Origin of the sequence: Rhodococcus sp. LW-XY12 (assembly GCF_019317345.1) — a bacterium.
In the GTDB taxonomy this organism is placed as follows: domain Bacteria; phylum Actinomycetota; class Actinomycetes; order Mycobacteriales; family Mycobacteriaceae; genus Rhodococcus; species Rhodococcus pyridinivorans.
This window is the reverse complement of sequence record NZ_CP079225.1, coordinates 4179355-4193267: the sequence shown is the minus strand read 5'-3', so window position 1 is coordinate 4193267 and position 13913 is coordinate 4179355. Positions and strand designations below refer to the sequence as shown.

The 13913-nt window shown below is 69.1% G+C and carries 16 protein-coding genes; 12 read left to right on the top strand and 4 right to left on the bottom strand.

Translation table 11 applies throughout. The annotated features are described in order from the left end of the window. Positions 1–11 precede the first annotated feature (11 nt). The 7 genes from KXC42_RS19430 to KXC42_RS19400 all read left to right on the top strand — a co-directional run bounded on the left by KXC42_RS19430 (position 12) and on the right by KXC42_RS19400 (position 5968). Positions 12–671: a hypothetical protein gene (locus KXC42_RS19430; RefSeq protein ID WP_016691486.1), complete on the top strand. Its 660-nt coding sequence runs from the start codon at positions 12–14 to the stop codon at positions 669–671. Between the two features lie 128 nt (positions 672–799). Continuing rightward, positions 800–1582: an SDR family oxidoreductase gene (locus KXC42_RS19425; protein WP_059384647.1), complete on the top strand. Its 783-nt coding sequence runs from the start codon at positions 800–802 to the stop codon at positions 1580–1582. 159 nt (positions 1583–1741) lie between these two features. Then, complete coding sequence (locus KXC42_RS19420) at positions 1742–2341, top strand: LemA family protein (protein WP_219130512.1); 600 nt, start codon at positions 1742–1744, stop codon at positions 2339–2341. A gap of 86 nt (positions 2342–2427) precedes the next feature. Beyond that, a complete protein-coding gene (gene pyrE / locus KXC42_RS19415; protein ID WP_059384645.1) occupies positions 2428–2967 on the top strand; it encodes an orotate phosphoribosyltransferase in 540 nt (179 codons plus the stop codon). 4 nt (positions 2968–2971) lie between these two features. Beyond that, positions 2972–4087 carry a galactose-1-phosphate uridylyltransferase gene (galT, locus tag KXC42_RS19410; RefSeq protein ID WP_219129412.1) on the top strand — a complete coding sequence of 372 codons (1116 nt, stop codon included), beginning with the start codon at positions 2972–2974 and terminating at the stop codon, positions 4085–4087. Continuing rightward, positions 4084–5205: a galactokinase gene (gene galK / locus KXC42_RS19405; RefSeq protein ID WP_219129411.1), complete on the top strand. Its 1122-nt coding sequence runs from the start codon at positions 4084–4086 to the stop codon at positions 5203–5205. Before galT ends, galK begins: the two co-directional genes overlap by 4 nt. A gap of 40 nt (positions 5206–5245) precedes the next feature. Then, entirely contained in the window at positions 5246–5968 is a 723-nt protein-coding gene (locus tag KXC42_RS19400) for a lysoplasmalogenase family protein (protein WP_059384642.1), read from the top strand. On the opposite strand, the gene KXC42_RS19395 is transcribed toward KXC42_RS19400, so the two are convergent. Further along, complete coding sequence (locus KXC42_RS19395; protein ID WP_059384641.1) at positions 5965–6405, bottom strand: hypothetical protein; 441 nt, start codon at positions 6403–6405, stop codon at positions 5965–5967. The genes KXC42_RS19400 and KXC42_RS19395 overlap by 4 nt on opposite strands. 67 nt (positions 6406–6472) lie before the next feature. Between KXC42_RS19395 and KXC42_RS19390 the strand changes: the two genes are divergently transcribed. The 4 genes from KXC42_RS19390 to KXC42_RS19375 all read left to right on the top strand — a co-directional run bounded on the left by KXC42_RS19390 (position 6473) and on the right by KXC42_RS19375 (position 9832). Next, positions 6473–7255: an SDR family oxidoreductase gene (locus KXC42_RS19390; RefSeq protein ID WP_219129410.1), complete on the top strand. Its 783-nt coding sequence runs from the start codon at positions 6473–6475 to the stop codon at positions 7253–7255. A gap of 59 nt (positions 7256–7314) precedes the next feature. After that, positions 7315–7923, top strand: a complete 609-nt coding sequence (locus KXC42_RS19385; protein ID WP_059384639.1) for a hypothetical protein — start codon at positions 7315–7317, stop codon at positions 7921–7923. A gap of 2 nt (positions 7924–7925) precedes the next feature. Then, positions 7926–8612, top strand: a complete 687-nt coding sequence (locus tag KXC42_RS19380; RefSeq protein ID WP_059384638.1) for an RNA methyltransferase — start codon at positions 7926–7928, stop codon at positions 8610–8612. A gap of 77 nt (positions 8613–8689) precedes the next feature. Continuing rightward, positions 8690–9832: a glycoside hydrolase family 76 protein gene (locus tag KXC42_RS19375; RefSeq protein WP_064852490.1), complete on the top strand. Its 1143-nt coding sequence runs from the start codon at positions 8690–8692 to the stop codon at positions 9830–9832. A gap of 72 nt (positions 9833–9904) precedes the next feature. Here KXC42_RS19375 and KXC42_RS19370 read toward each other — a convergent pair whose 3' ends face one another. Both KXC42_RS19370 and KXC42_RS19365 read right to left on the bottom strand, forming a co-directional pair. Then, positions 9905–10633: a VTT domain-containing protein gene (locus KXC42_RS19370; RefSeq protein WP_019291049.1), complete on the bottom strand. Its 729-nt coding sequence runs from the start codon at positions 10631–10633 to the stop codon at positions 9905–9907. Between the two features lie 64 nt (positions 10634–10697). After that, complete coding sequence (locus KXC42_RS19365; RefSeq protein WP_219129409.1) at positions 10698–11705, bottom strand: DUF368 domain-containing protein; 1008 nt, start codon at positions 11703–11705, stop codon at positions 10698–10700. 148 nt (positions 11706–11853) lie between these two features. Between KXC42_RS19365 and fbaA the strand changes: the two genes are divergently transcribed. Next, complete coding sequence (fbaA, locus tag KXC42_RS19360) at positions 11854–12888, top strand: class II fructose-bisphosphate aldolase (RefSeq protein ID WP_006552988.1); 1035 nt, start codon at positions 11854–11856, stop codon at positions 12886–12888. Between the two features lie 132 nt (positions 12889–13020). Here fbaA and KXC42_RS19355 read toward each other — a convergent pair whose 3' ends face one another. Beyond that, positions 13021–13860, bottom strand: a complete 840-nt coding sequence (locus tag KXC42_RS19355) for a hypothetical protein (protein ID WP_257605873.1) — start codon at positions 13858–13860, stop codon at positions 13021–13023. Between the last annotated feature and the right edge of the window lie 53 nt (positions 13861–13913).

The window sequence follows — 13913 nt, the reverse complement described above, 5'->3', positions numbered from 1 at the left end:
CGATGACTGTCATGTGGTTCTCTCTGGCCGCGGTCGCACTGCTGGGTGCGGTCGCGCTGCTCTACGTCGACCGGACGCGGCGGGAGCAGTCGGGTCGTATCCGGGAGATCTGGGCCAAGGCGCAGGGTTACAAGTACACCTCCGCCGAGGACCACCTGCCGTCCACCTGGCACCGCGCGGCGCTCGCCAAGCAGGAATATCTCGGCGCGATCGATATCGTCCGCGGGGTTCGCCGCGGCGAGGAGTTCGTCCTGTTCGACATCGAGGAGACCGCGACGATCATCGCGGTCCGCCGCAAGGTCGGCTCCGACGTCGACATCGACCTGCGCCTCAAGTCGACGCCGCCGCCGAAGGATCCCGACATGAACCTGCTCGGTTCGATCGGGCCGCGCATCGTCTTCGCCACCGACCTCGAGATCGCGCGTCGCGTGTGCGATCAGCGGATGGTCGCGTTCACCGAATCCATCCCCGATCACGTGCAGATGCTGTGGAGCGAGGGCGAGTGGACGCTCGGCTCGATCCCCATCGGCAGCACCGGACGCGAATGGGACTCGGCCATCGAGACCGTCGCGCGGCTGTCCGGCATCCTCCACGTGCTGCCACCCGTTGTCGAACCCGAGGAACTCGACCGGGGTTCGCAGGATCCGGGACGCCCCTCCGCTCGTCACTGAGGCGAACGCCGAGAATTGTCACTGAGGCGAACGCCGAGAATTGTCACTGAGGCGAACGCCGAGGAGCAGTCACTGCGGGGAACGCCGAGAGGTGGTCGCGCACGCCGCGTGTCGTTAGTGTGGCGGCCATGACTTCCGCCCGCCCCGTCGCGCTCGTGACCGGACCCACCTCGGGAATCGGCGCGGGTTTCGCCCGCACCCTCGCGAGTCGCGGTTACGACCTCGTGCTCGTCGCCCGCACCCGTCCCGCCCTCGACGAACTCGCCGCCGAGCTGAAGCAGAAGTTCGGGGCGGCATCGGAGATCATCGTCGCCGACCTGGCGACGGCCGACGGTCGCGATCTCGTCGTCGAGCGCCTCGGCCGCGGCGTCGACATGCTCGTCAACAACGCCGGCTTCGGCACGACCGGCGAGTTCTGGACCGCCGATCCGGCCCTGTTGCACGCGCAGCTCGATGTCAACGTCACCTCGGTCGTCGCGTTCACACGCGCCGCGCTCCCGTCGATGATCGAGGCGGGCAGGGGTGACATCGTCAATGTCGCGAGCGTGGCCGGTCTGCTTCCCGGGCGCGGTTCCACCTACTCCGGCAGCAAGGCCTACGTCGTGTCGTTCACCGAAGGACTGGCGGGCGGTCTCACCGGCACGGGCGTGCGGGTGCAGGCACTGTGCCCCGGCTTCGTGCGCACCGAGTTCCACCAGCGTGCCGGGATCGACATGTCGTCCACCCCGAACCTGATGTGGCTCGACGTCGACGAGGTGGTGCGCACCTCGCTCGCCGACCTGGACAAGGGCAAGGTCCGCAGCATCCCCGGGCTGCAGTACAAGGTGCTCGCGACGGCGGGACGACTGGTGCCGCAGAACCTCGTGCGGAAGCTGACGAACACCTTCGGCAACGGTCGCGGCCGCACCTGATCGTCGCCGGACGAACTGACGGCGGGCGTTGCCAGATCACGGTACGGATACACCGCGCAGGACACGCCGGGTGCAGTCTTCGACGCGATCCGTGCGCTCGGTACATTTCTGCGCGTGACGTCTGTGGCTGTGGTGCTCTGTGTTGCTGTCGTGGTTGCGGTGGTGCTGTGGTTGCGCGCAGGCGTGCGCCGCCTTCGGACGCTGCAGCAACGCCACCGGGAGAGCCTGCGCCTGCTCCTCCACGAACTCGACGACCGCTACGATCTCGTGCCCGCGCTCATCGCGGCGTCGGCCGGTGCCGGCGTCGAACGTGAGCACATCCGGCCCGTCGTCGGCGCCCGGTCGCTCGCCATCGGCGTGCGCGACCAGCGTCTCGGGCTCACCGAACGCGCCGGCGCGGAGAACGCGCTGTCCGCGACGCTGCACGAGCTGATCGGTGGACTCGAAGGGGTCAACCACTGGCCGTTCATCCGGGTCGCCCGGGAACTGCAGACCCGCGAACAGCGCATCGCCGGCGCCGTCCGCGTGCACAACGACCTCGGCGGCGCCCTGAACACCGCCGTCGGCCGATTCCCCACCTCGTTGTTCGCGAAGCTCGCGGCCGTCGGCCCGGTCGTGCTGTTCGAGGTGCCCGCACCCGTCACCGCATCCGGACCGGCCCGCAGGCCCGAGACCGTCGAGGCGGACACCGAAACCGCGGTCGTCGCGAGCGACGTCCGGCCGGAGTCCGAGGCGACCTCCGACACCGTCGCTGCCTGATCTGCGACCCACAGCGACTAGGCTCGTTCCCCGACACGAGCGCGACCGCACCGGCGTCGCGCCGCCGAACGACGGGTGAGGACGCAATGAGTGACCGCGACGAACTGGCAGCACTGGTACGCGAGCTGGCGGTGGTACACGGCCGCGTGACCCTGTCGTCCGGTAAGGAAGCCGACTACTACGTCGACCTGCGCCGCGCGACCCTGCACCACGAGGCCGGCCCGCTCATCGGCAAGCTGCTGCGCGAGCTCGTCTCCGACTGGGACTTCGACGCCGTCGGCGGCCTGACCATGGGTGCCGACCCGGTCGCCCTCGCCGTCATGCACGCCCCCGGCCGGCCCATCGACGCGTTCGTCGTCCGCAAGGCCGCCAAGGCCCACGGCATGCAGCGGCAGATCGAGGGACCGGACGTCACCGGCAAGCGCGTGCTCGTCGTCGAGGACACCACCACCACCGGCAACTCGCCGCTCACCGCCGTCAAGGCGCTGCGCGAGGCCGGCGCGATCGTCGTGGGTGTCGCGACCGTCGTCGACCGCGCGACCGGCGCCGACGAGGTCATCGCCGCCGAGGGCGTCGAGTACCGTTCCCTGCTCGGCCTCGCCGACCTGGGTCTGGACGACAAGTAGCCGCGTGGAGGCGCGGGTCCGGCAGACCGTCACGCATCTCGCGGATGGCCGGGAGCTGATCTACTTCGACGACACCGAGCCGTTCGTCTCCGGTACCGCGACCCGCGACCTCCACGACCGCCGCGACCTGCCGCCGGTCGCGGCGACCTCCGAGATGCGCCGCGACCCGCTGACGGGGGAGTGGGTCACCTTCGCGGCGCACCGGATGGACCGCACCTTCCTGCCGTCGGCCGTCGACTGCCCGCTGTGTCCGAGCAGGGCCGGTGCGTGCACCGAGATCCCGGCCGACGACTACGACGTCGTTGTCTTCGAGAACCGTTTCCCGTCGCTCGGGGCGCCGTCGGCCGGTGAGGATCTCGTCGACGGCGACGGTCTGTGGCCGCGGCGACCGGCGACCGGCCGCTGCGAGGTCGTCGCGTGCACCCCCGACCACGACGCCCGGTTCGCCGACCTCTCGGCGTCCCGGGCGCGCACCGTCATCGATGCGCTCGCCGCCCGCACCGCCGCGCTGTCGCAGCGACCTGATGTCGAGCAGGTCTTCTGCTTCGAGAACCGCGGCGTGGAAATCGGTGTGACACTGCAGCATCCGCACGGACAGATCTACGCCTACCCGTTCGTCCCACCGCGCTCGCAGGCCCTGCTCGACCGCGCCCGCGAGCATCGCCGGCGGACCGGCAGGTCGCTGCAGGGCGACATCCTGGACGCCGAACGACGCGCGGGCACCCGACTCGTGTTCGCCGGCGACGCCTGGTCGGCCTATGTTCCCGCCGCGGCACGCTGGCCCGTCGAGGTGCACCTCGTCCCGCATCGCGAGGTCCCTGATCTCGCGGCCCTCGACGAACACGAACGCGACGAACTCGCCGGCATCCAGCGCGACCTGCTCGGCCGCGTCGACCGGTTCTTTCCCGGTGTCGACCGCGCTCCCTACATCGCCGCCTGGCACCAGGCGCCGGTCGGTGCACCCCGCGGGGACGTGCGATTGTTCTGCCAGATCGTCTCGTTGCGGCGGGCCCCGGACAAGCTGAAATATCTCGCCGGATCCGAATCCGCGATGGGCGCGTGGATCAGCGACACCACCCCCGAACGGATCGCCGAACGCCTTCGCGAGGTGGCGCCATGACGCTCGTGGAGACCGCCCGCGCACTGTTCGCGGCCGAGTTCGGCACCGAACCCGAGGGTTGCTGGTGCGCGCCCGGGCGCGTCAATCTCATCGGCGAGCACGTCGACTATGCCGGGGGTCTGTGCCTGCCGATGGCGATCCCGCAGGTCACCGTCGTCGCGGTGCGTCGCCGCTCCGATCACGTGCTGCGCGTGCGCAGTTCCGGTTTCGACGGCGTCGACCTCGATCTGCGCGACCGGCACGTCGACGGCTGGGCCGCCTACGTCGCCGGCGTGATCTGGACGCTCGACCCGCCGGGATTCACCGGTGCGGACATCGCGGTCGCATCGGACGTGCCCGTCGGAGCGGGACTTTCGTCGTCCGCGGCGCTCGAGACATCGGTCGCGGTAGCGCTCGCCGACCTGTGCGGGCTGCCCCTCGACGACGACGGCCGTGATCGACTCGCCGCGGCGTGCGTGCGCGCGGAGAACGACTACGCCGGTGCTCCCACCGGTGGGCTCGACCAGCGGATCGCCCTCCACGCACGTCCCGGCCACGCGCTGCTCCTCGACTTCGCCGACGGCAGCAGCGAACACATCCCGTTCGACGCGGAAGCCCGCGGGCTGGCCGTGCTGGTCGTCGACACCGGCACCGGACACGAACTCGCCGACGGACAGTACGGACAGCGTCGCCGTGAGGTCGAGGACGCCACCCGCCTCCTCGGCGTGGAGAGCCTGCGCGACGCCTCGTCGGCGGACCCGATCGACGATCCGGTCCTGCGTCGCCGCGCCCGGCACGTGATCGACGAGATCGCCCGCGTTCAGAAGGCTGCGGAATTGTTGCGGGCAGGGCGGATCCGGGATCTCGGACCCCTGCTCGATGCGTCGCACCGCTCGTTGCGCGACGACTTCGAGGTCAGCTGCCTCGAACTCGACACCGCCGTCGACGCGGCCGTCGCTGCCGGTGCACTCGGCGCCCGGATGGTGGGCGGCGGTTTCGGCGGGTCGGCGATCGCGCTGTGCGAGGACGACCGCGTGGATTCGGTGCGGAAGGCCGTCGCCGACGCCGCTGCACGTCGCGACCTGCCGGCGCCGACCTTCCTGCGCGCCACGGCGTCCGGCGGTGCGCGCCGCTGCTGACGTTTGCGGGATGATCGATGCAGCCGGGTACTGTGCGCGCATGGGTTGGTTCAGTCGCAAGAGGTGGGGCGTCGAGCACGCGGTGTTCGCGGCGGCATCGGCTGCCACGGTCGTCGGTGGGGTGTCGGGTAACGAGAAGCTGCAGCGGATCGCCAAACCGCTCATCGCACCGGCGCTCGCCGTGCGGGTGCTGCGTCGCTCCCGTGACACCGATCGCGCCGATACCGCGCTGATGGTCGCGGGTCTCGCAGCCGCCACCCTCGGCGACATCGCCATGATCCGCTCCGACGAGGACCGTCGGATCCTGAGCGGTGCAGCCTGTTTCGGTGTCATGCAGACCGCCTACTCGAGCATCCTCGTCCGGCGTGGTGCGCGGGTGTCGAAGCCGGTCGCGGTGCAGCGTGCCGGTGCGCTGGCCGGTGCGGCCGGTCTGCTCGCCGCCCGCAGCCGCTCGGTGGCCGCGCCGCTGGCCGGATACGGTGCCCTGCTCGCCACCACCGCGACGCTCGCCGGAGATCCCGCCCTCGCGCCCGCTGCGCGCGTGCGCGCGGGGCTGGCCGTGCCGGACACCGATCGGCGCAGTTGGCTCGGTCTCGGTGGTCTGATCTTCACGCTGTCCGACGGATCGATCGTGGTGCGCCGCACCCTGCTGAAGGACGAGAAGTCCCGTGCGGCAGCGGAAGGATTCGTGCTGACCACCTACGCCGTGGCCCAGCTGCTGCTCGTGGAAGGGCTTCTCGCTCTCACGAGCCGGAAGGGTTAGGGGTAGAGGACGATCCGGTCGCGGTCGAGGGGGTCCACCCAGATGCTCACGACCTCGCCGGCGACGTAGCGGTGCAGGTCGCGGCGGTCGACCTCGTAGACGACCGTGCCGCGATAGGGCTCCGAGCCGGGCACCGTGAGCTCGAGGTCGAGCCGGGTCAGTTGACCGGTCGAGGTCAGATCGAGCGGTGTCGCGGAACGGATGGTCGCCCATCCCTCGTAGCCCTCGCGTTCGATGCGACGCATGACCTCCGATCGGCGACCCGCGAGCGCCATCGACAGGCCGAGCACGGTGCCGTACAGGCAGACGAGGAAGACCACCTGGAAACCCTCGGTGCCGGGTTCGGAGATCGGCAGGAACAGGTTCATCCACAACGCGAGAACGACGACATATCCCACGGTGACGAACGCGACGGTGGCGACGATACGACGATTCACAACTCCTCCGATTCCAGCCTATCCCCGCTCTACCCCGTCGGCTCCCGCCCGCGATTAGGGTGATGCCATGTCTGCTCCCAGCGTGGTGATCACCGGAGCCGCCGCCGGTATCGGCCGCTCCACAGCCCTGCTCTTCGCCCGTCACGGTTACCGCGTTGGTGCCTTCGACATCGACACCGCCGGGCTCGCGAGCCTCGCCGAGGAGGGCGCCTCGATCGCCGCGGGACGGATCGTCACCGGTGCCCTCGACGTCACCGACACCGCCGCGTGGACCCGCGTGCTCGAGGAATTCTGCACCGACGGCCGCCTCGACGTCCTCGTCAACAACGCCGGGCTGCTGTCCTCCGGACCGTTCGAGGAGATCCCGGTGAGCCGCCATCGCCGGATCGTCGAGGTCAACGTCACCGGTGTCCTCCTCGGCTGCCATGCGGCCTTCCCGTACCTCCGCGACACCCCCGGTGCGCAGATCGTCAACATGTGCTCGGCATCGGCGCTCTACGGACAGCCCGAGCTCGCCACCTACAGCGCCACCAAGTTCGCGGTGCGCGGCCTGACCGAAGCACTCGAACTCGAGTGGGCACGCCACGACATCAAGGTCCAGGCGATGTGGCCGCTGTTCGTCGACACGAACATGGTCGACGGGATGGACATCGGCTCGCGACGCTCCCTGGGCGTGAACCTCGGCGCCGACGACGTCGCCCGCGCGGTGTTCGACGCGACCCGCCCCACCCGGCGTTCGGGCCGGGTGCACCGGCCCGTCGGACGGCAGGCAACCGTGCTCGCCACACTCGCCCAGGTGTCGCCCGGATGGATGAATCGCCTGGTCAACCGGCGCCTGACCGGCCACTGACACCGCTCGATAGAGTGACACCCGCACGTCGTCGGGAAGGGTGTTGCGTGAGAATTCGGATGTGGCCGGTCGCAGTCGTCGCGGGTGCGGCACTGTTCGTCGCAGGATGCGGAGGCTCCGCGGACGGGCCGGAAGCCGACTCCGGAGCGACGTCGACGACGACCTCGGCGACTGCCTCGACGACCTCCTCCACGACGGTCGCCCCGAGTACCACCGAGGAGACGACCCCGTCGACGACCGAACCGGCTCCCGAGCCGGAGACCTCCACGGAGGAACCTGCTCCGCTCGCGCAGGTCGAGTACCAGCGCAACGAGTCGTACTACTTCAGCAGCCCCGACGGCACCTTCGAATGCGGCATCGTCCGGCTGCCCACCCGCACCGAGGCGGGCTGTGAGGGACCGACCGATCCGATCCCGCCGCGCCCCGAGGACTGCATGGTCAACTGGGGACTCGGCATCCGCGTGCAGGACTCCGGTGAAGGGGAGTTCGTGTGCTCCGGCGGACCGGTCTACCTCTCGCCCGACGGGGCGAGCCCCGCGCTGCCGCCCGGATCGCCGCTGTCACAGCTCGGTTACACGTGCGCCACCACCGCAGCCGACGTGACCTGCACCAACGACGCCACCGGTCACGGTTTCCGCGTCGCGGCAGGATCGAACGAGACGTTCTGACGGTGACCGACACGCATTCCGAACCGGCCGTCGAGGACGCCGCGGGCCCCACCGAGTGGGGCGAGCACCCGCACGGCGTCGGACCGTGGATCGAGGAATTCGGCACCGAGCCGCCGACCGACCCGCGCTACGACCCGGAGCTGCTCGCCAACGGCGACCGGCGCAACGTCGTCGACGCCTACCGCTACTGGAACCGCGAGGCGATCGTCGCGGACATCGACCGTCGCAGGCACCCGCTGCACGTGGCCATCGAGAACTTCGCCCACGACGCGAACATCGGGACGGTCGTCCGCACCGCCAACGCGTTCGCCGTGGGCACCGTGCACATCGTCGGACGACGCCGGTGGAACCGGCGCGGAGCGATGGTCACCGATCGCTACCAGCACCTGCTCCACCACCCCGACGTCGACGCGCTCGTCGCGTGGGCGGCCGAACAGGACCTCGAGATCGTGGCGGTGGACAACACCCCCGGCTCGGTCCGGTTGGAGACGGCGACCCTGCCGCACCGCTGCCTGCTGCTGTTCGGGCAGGAGGGTCCCGGCGTCACCGAAGCGGCCCGCAACGTCGCGTCGATGACGGTCTCCATCGCCCAGTTCGGCTCCACCCGATCCATCAACGCGGGTGTCGCCGCGGGGATCGCGATGCACGCGTGGATCAGGCAGCACGCCGATTTCTCGGACGCCTGGTAACACCTGCCCCGCATTCCGGGATGAAAGTCGCGCGGACCGTCGTCGGGACGGCCGCCGGTCGGGCAGTGTGGAGGGTGATGAACACCGCAGCAGGACAGCGTTCGGACGGAGTCGAAGCCGCCCGGTGGTCGCAGCGGGCCGACGCCGCAGAGGGTGCGATCGTCTCGCGGCACATCCGTCGTCTCTGGGCCCTGCCCGGCACCGCGCTCGGGGTGGTCGGATGGCCCGCCGTCCGACGTGAGCGACTGTTCCTCTCCTGGCACTACTGGTGGCAGGCGCACCTGATCGACACCGCCGTCGACGCCGCCGAGCGCGACGCCACACCGCGTCGCCGGCGCCGCGTCGTGCGGCTCGCCCGCACCCACCGCATCCGCAACCTCACCGGCTGGACCAACAACTACTACGACGACATGGCGTGGCTCGGCCTGTCGCTGGAACGGGCCGAACGGCATCTCTACGTCGACCACCGCGGTGCGATCGCGACCCTCGTCGACGAGCTCCTCGACGCCTGGCAACCCGAACGCGGCGGCGGCATCCCGTGGCGTCGCCGGGACAACTTCTTCAACGCCCCCGCGAACGGTCCCGCGGCGCTGCTGCTCGCCCGCACCGGCAAGGTCTACCGCGCCGAGGAGATGGCCGACTGGATCCACGACGTGCTGCTCGACCCCGAGACGGGTCTCGTCCTGGACGGCATCCGCGACGGCGTGCACGAACGCGCGATCTACAGCTACTGCCAGGGTGTGACGCTCGGTCTCGAGACCGAACTCGCCCTGCAGCTCGACGACCCCCGGCATCGCCGCAGGGTCCACGCGCTCGTCGCCGCAGTCGACGACCACCTCACCGAACGCAGTGTCGTCACCGGCGGGGGAGGGGGCGACGGGGGACTGTTCAACGGGATCCTGGCCCGCTACCTCGCGATGGTCGCCACGACACTGCCCGTCGTCGACCGCGACGACATCCGCGCCCGCAACGTCGCGGCACGGATCGTGCTGGCGTCGGCGGAGGCCGCCTGGGAGAACCGGCTGCAGGTCGAGGAGCTGCCGGTCTTCGGCCGCGACTGGTCGCGGCAGGCGCGGCTACCCGGCCTGGGCACCTCGGTCGCGCGGTTCGCGGGCGGCACCGTCCGCGAGTCGGCCGTCGCCGAACGTGACATGTCGGTGCAGCTCGGCGGGTGGATGCTCATGGAAGCGGCCTACGCTGTCGCGGCCTCGCGGTCCTGAAACGGAAGAAGGTGGATTCCGACCCGTTCGTTCGACGGGCGGAAGCCACCTTCTGTGGTGCCAGGTTCGTTCCTACGTGCTCTCGATGCGGTTGATCGGCATCGTCGCGGCCTCGGCGGCCGGCGCCTCACCGTTCTTGGCCGCACGACGCGAGTTGAGCACGCGCTTGCCGACCTCCGTGATGATCGGGATCACCGAGACGAACACGATGCCCAGGAAGATGATGTCGATGTTGTCGGCGATGAAGCTGATCTGTCCCAGCAGGTAGCCGAGCAGCGTCACGCCGGCGCCCCACACGATGCCGCCGATGATGTTGTAGGTGATGAACACGCGGTAGGGCATCTTCGCGGCGCCCGCGACGAGCGGGGCGTAGGTGCGCACGATCGGCACGAAACGTGCCAGGAAGATCATCGCGGGTCCGTGGCGCAGGAAGAAGCGGTGCGCTTCGTCGATGTAGGCCTGCTTGAAGAGCTTCGAGTCCGGCTTGAACAGCCTGGTTCCGCCCTTCGCGCCGATGAGATAGCCGACCTGGTCGCCGAGGACCGCCGCGATGGGGATCGTCACCATCAGCACCCACAACGGGGCGAACGGTTCGACCTCCGCCGACTTGGCCGCCGCGATCAGGCCCGCGGTGAACAGCAGCGAGTCGCCGGGCAGCAGCGGGAACAGCAGACCGGATTCGATGAACACCACGAGCAGCAACCCGATGAGCATCCAGGTCCCGAACGAATTCAGGAGATTGACAGGATCGAGAAACCCCGGAAGCAGTGCCAGGTTGGTCGTGGGGACCGAAGTAATCACGACGTGCGAGAGTACCGATTCACGAACCGATCCTCCGACCCGGTACAGCGTTCGGCGTCGTTCTTCAGCGTTGTTCGATACTTCGTGCTTGCTCCGCTGCCTCCACGGATGCGCGGGCATCAGCGGCATAAACCCGGCGTTGGACCAGAGCGACCACGCCGACCACAGCGGCACCGGCCACGAACAGACCCGATGCGAGTGGCCAGCCGTCGCCTACGCCGAGGAGTGCTCCGGTATCCGTCTGCCACGGCCACAGCGCACGTAGTGAGCCGAGCATCAGACCCGCTGCGGCGACCATGGCCGCGGTGTGATGGCGTTCCAGCAGCCATTCGAGTACGCGCACGAACGTCACCACACCCACCAGTGCCCCGAGCGCGAACACGCCCAGGTATTGCACGTTCCGATCGTCGACGGCGGCCATCGTCGGCGCGTAGAGGCCGACGACCAGCAGGAAGAACGATCCCGAGACACCCGGCAGCACGAGAGCGCAGACTGCCACGGCCGCGGCGCCGAAGACCAGGATCAGGGACGGATCGGTCATCTCGCTGCGAGGCAGCGACGTCAGCGCGAACACAGCGGCGGCCATCAGTACGAACAGAGCGCACGCGCGGCCCTTCGCTCCCCGTGCACGTAGGGCTCCGCGTTCGATTTCCAGGAAGGGGACGATCACCGACGTCGCGATCATTCCCATGAACAATGCCCGGGAATAGACGGGCTGGTTGCTCACGAACGACTCCATGACCCCGGCGATCGAGAACACGGCGACCACCATGCCGACAGCGACCGGAATCAGAAGCCACCAGTCGACACGTCGCAGAGCGGTCCGCCAACCCGCTCCCCCGACCATCGCGCGGGGGACGTCCGTGATGTGCTTGCCGGACGCGATCAGGCGACTGTAAATCCCTGTGACCAGGGCCACTGTACCGCCCGACACGCCGGGTACCGTCTCTGCAACTCCGATCAGGCCGCCTCGCGCGACGTTGGCGAGCATCTCGGCCGGCTTCGGTTGGGCGGTGCGGTCGTTGTCCTCGGGTTTCGCCTCCGAGCGGGCCTCCGTCATCACGGCTGCCATCGTAGTGGCACTCGGCCGGGCACAGCCGCACGTGACTTCGCGGATGCACTCAAGCGTTCGACGTCCGGAGTTGCCATAATGCAGGGACAACGCGCCGCCGCCCACATCGGCCGAGCGCACAGACACGTCGACATGGAGGTCACCTGCCGTGCCCATCGCAACTCCCGAGGTCTACGCCGAGATGATCGCCCGCGCCAAGGAGCACTCCTTCGCGTTTCCGGCCATCAACTGCACCTCGTCCGAAACGATCAACGCCGCCATCAAGGGCTTTGCGGACGCCGGCAGCGACGGCATCATCCAGTTCTCGACCGGTGGCGCCGAGTTCGGCTCGGGCCTGGGTGTGAAGGACATGGTCACCGGCGCCGTGGCACTCGCCGAGTTCGCCCACGTCGTCGCCGAGAAGTACGACGTGACGATCGCTCTGCACACCGACCACTGCCCGAAGGACAAGCTCGACGGCTTCGTCCGCCCGCTCATCGCGATCTCGCAGGAGCGCGTGAACAACGGACAGAACCCGCTGTTCCAGTCGCACATGTGGGACGGCTCGGCCATCCCGATCGACGAGAACCTCGAGATCGCGCAGGAACTCCTCGCTGCCGCCAAGGCCGCGAAGATCATCCTCGAGATCGAGATCGGCGTCGTCGGCGGTGAAGAGGACGGCGTCGAGAACGCCATCAACGACAAGCTCTACACCACGGTCGAGGACTTCGAGAAGACCGTCGACGCGCTCGGCGCCGACAAGGGCCAGTACCTGCTCGCCGCTACCTTCGGCAACGTCCACGGCGTCTACAAGCCGGGCAACGTCAAGCTCAAGCCGTCCGTCCTCGCCGAGGGCCAGGCCGCCGCGTCGAAGAAGCTGGGTCTGCCCGAGGGGTCGAAGCCGTTCGACCTCGTCTTCCACGGCGGTTCGGGTTCGCTGAAGTCGGAGATCGACGAGGCGCTGAGCTACGGCGTCGTGAAGATGAACGTCGACACCGACACGCAGTACGCGTTCACCCGTCCGATCGCGGGACACATGTTCACCAACTACGACGGTGTGCTCAAGATCGACGGCGAGGTCGGCAACAAGAAGGCCTACGACCCGCGCAGCTACCTCAAGAAGGCCGAGGCGTCCATGACGCAGCGTGTCATCGAGGCCTGCAACGACCTCAAGTCGGCGGGACGCTCGGTCTCGGCCAAGTAAGGCCCCACCGATACCAGGAGGGCGCCGACGTTCTCGTCGGCGCCCTTCGTCGTCCCTACGGTGTGCAGAAATCCTCGCGACACGCCGAGGGCGAACGACGACTTCTGCACACTCGTGGTCGCTGTCGTCCCGTTATTCGCTGCAGACCTTCCACTGCTCACCGTCGAGCGTGAGGTCGAAGGTGCGGTCGGTGACATCGTCGGGATCGTTCACCGTGTGCGCGGTGACCTGCGCGATGGCGGTGCCCTCGGTGATCTGGATGCGATCGACGCTCGTCACCACCGGGATCTCGCCCTGTTCGACGGCGAGCCGGTGGATGTCGCGGAAGTTCTCCGGATCGACCGTCTCGTAGAAGTCGGAGAGCGCTCCGCAGGTCGACTCCCGCAGAGTCTCCAGGTCGCCCGATTCGAGTGCTCCGACGAATGTGTCGATGCCCGCGCGGATCCGGCTCTCGGGGGAGTTGTCGGCGCGGTCCTTCAGGAACACGATCACGCCGGCCGCGACGATCGCCACGACCACCAGCACGGCCGCTGCTCCGGCAGCGATCAGCCGACGACCGCGGCTCTTGTCGCGGGCCGGCGGGATGCGCGTGGGCGTGGGCTGGACGGCGACGCGGACGGGCTCGGGCTGAACCGTCGGTTCCTCACGGCGCGGAGCGATGCGCTGCGGCGGCGCCTTCGGCACGTGGCTGCGGACCGGGATCTGCACCGTGGGCGCATCGGCGGAGGTGACATCGGGCGCGGGCTCGGATTCGGGGGTCGGGCGGGACTCGACGGTCTCGGGTTCGACGACGGGAAGCGCCACGGTCTCGTCCGTGGTGACGCTCTCGTCTGCAGCCTGTTCCGGCTCATCGCTGCTCGCGTCCTCACCCGAGGACGCCGCATCGGTGGTCGGCTCCTCAGGTTTCTCGGAGACCTGCTCCGCCGGCTCGTCGGCCTTCTCGGTTCCCGCGCCCACTGCATCCTCGGGCACTGCATCCTGGGGCACTGCATCCTGGGGCACTGCATCCTCGGATACCACTTCTT

Excerpts from the sequence above, each read along its gene's own strand:
- KXC42_RS19425 (WP_059384647.1), top strand. The coding sequence starts at position 800 with ATGACTTCCGCCCGCCCCGTCGCGCTCGTGACCGGACCCACCTCGGGA.
- KXC42_RS19375 (WP_064852490.1), top strand. The coding sequence starts at position 8,690 with ATGAACACCGCAGCAGGACAGCGTTCGGACGGAGTCGAAGCCGCCCGG.
- KXC42_RS19430 (WP_016691486.1), top strand. The coding sequence starts at position 12 with ATGTGGTTCTCTCTGGCCGCGGTCGCACTGCTGGGTGCGGTCGCGCTG.
- KXC42_RS19385 (WP_059384639.1), top strand. The coding sequence starts at position 7,315 with ATGTGGCCGGTCGCAGTCGTCGCGGGTGCGGCACTGTTCGTCGCAGGA.
- pyrE (WP_059384645.1), top strand. The coding sequence starts at position 2,428 with ATGAGTGACCGCGACGAACTGGCAGCACTGGTACGCGAGCTGGCGGTG.
- KXC42_RS19365 (WP_219129409.1), bottom strand. The coding sequence starts at position 11,705 with ATGGCAGCCGTGATGACGGAGGCCCGCTCGGAGGCGAAACCCGAGGAC.
- KXC42_RS19390 (WP_219129410.1), top strand. The coding sequence starts at position 6,473 with ATGTCTGCTCCCAGCGTGGTGATCACCGGAGCCGCCGCCGGTATCGGC.
- galK (WP_219129411.1), top strand. The coding sequence starts at position 4,084 with ATGACGCTCGTGGAGACCGCCCGCGCACTGTTCGCGGCCGAGTTCGGC.
- KXC42_RS19400 (WP_059384642.1), top strand. The coding sequence starts at position 5,246 with ATGGGTTGGTTCAGTCGCAAGAGGTGGGGCGTCGAGCACGCGGTGTTC.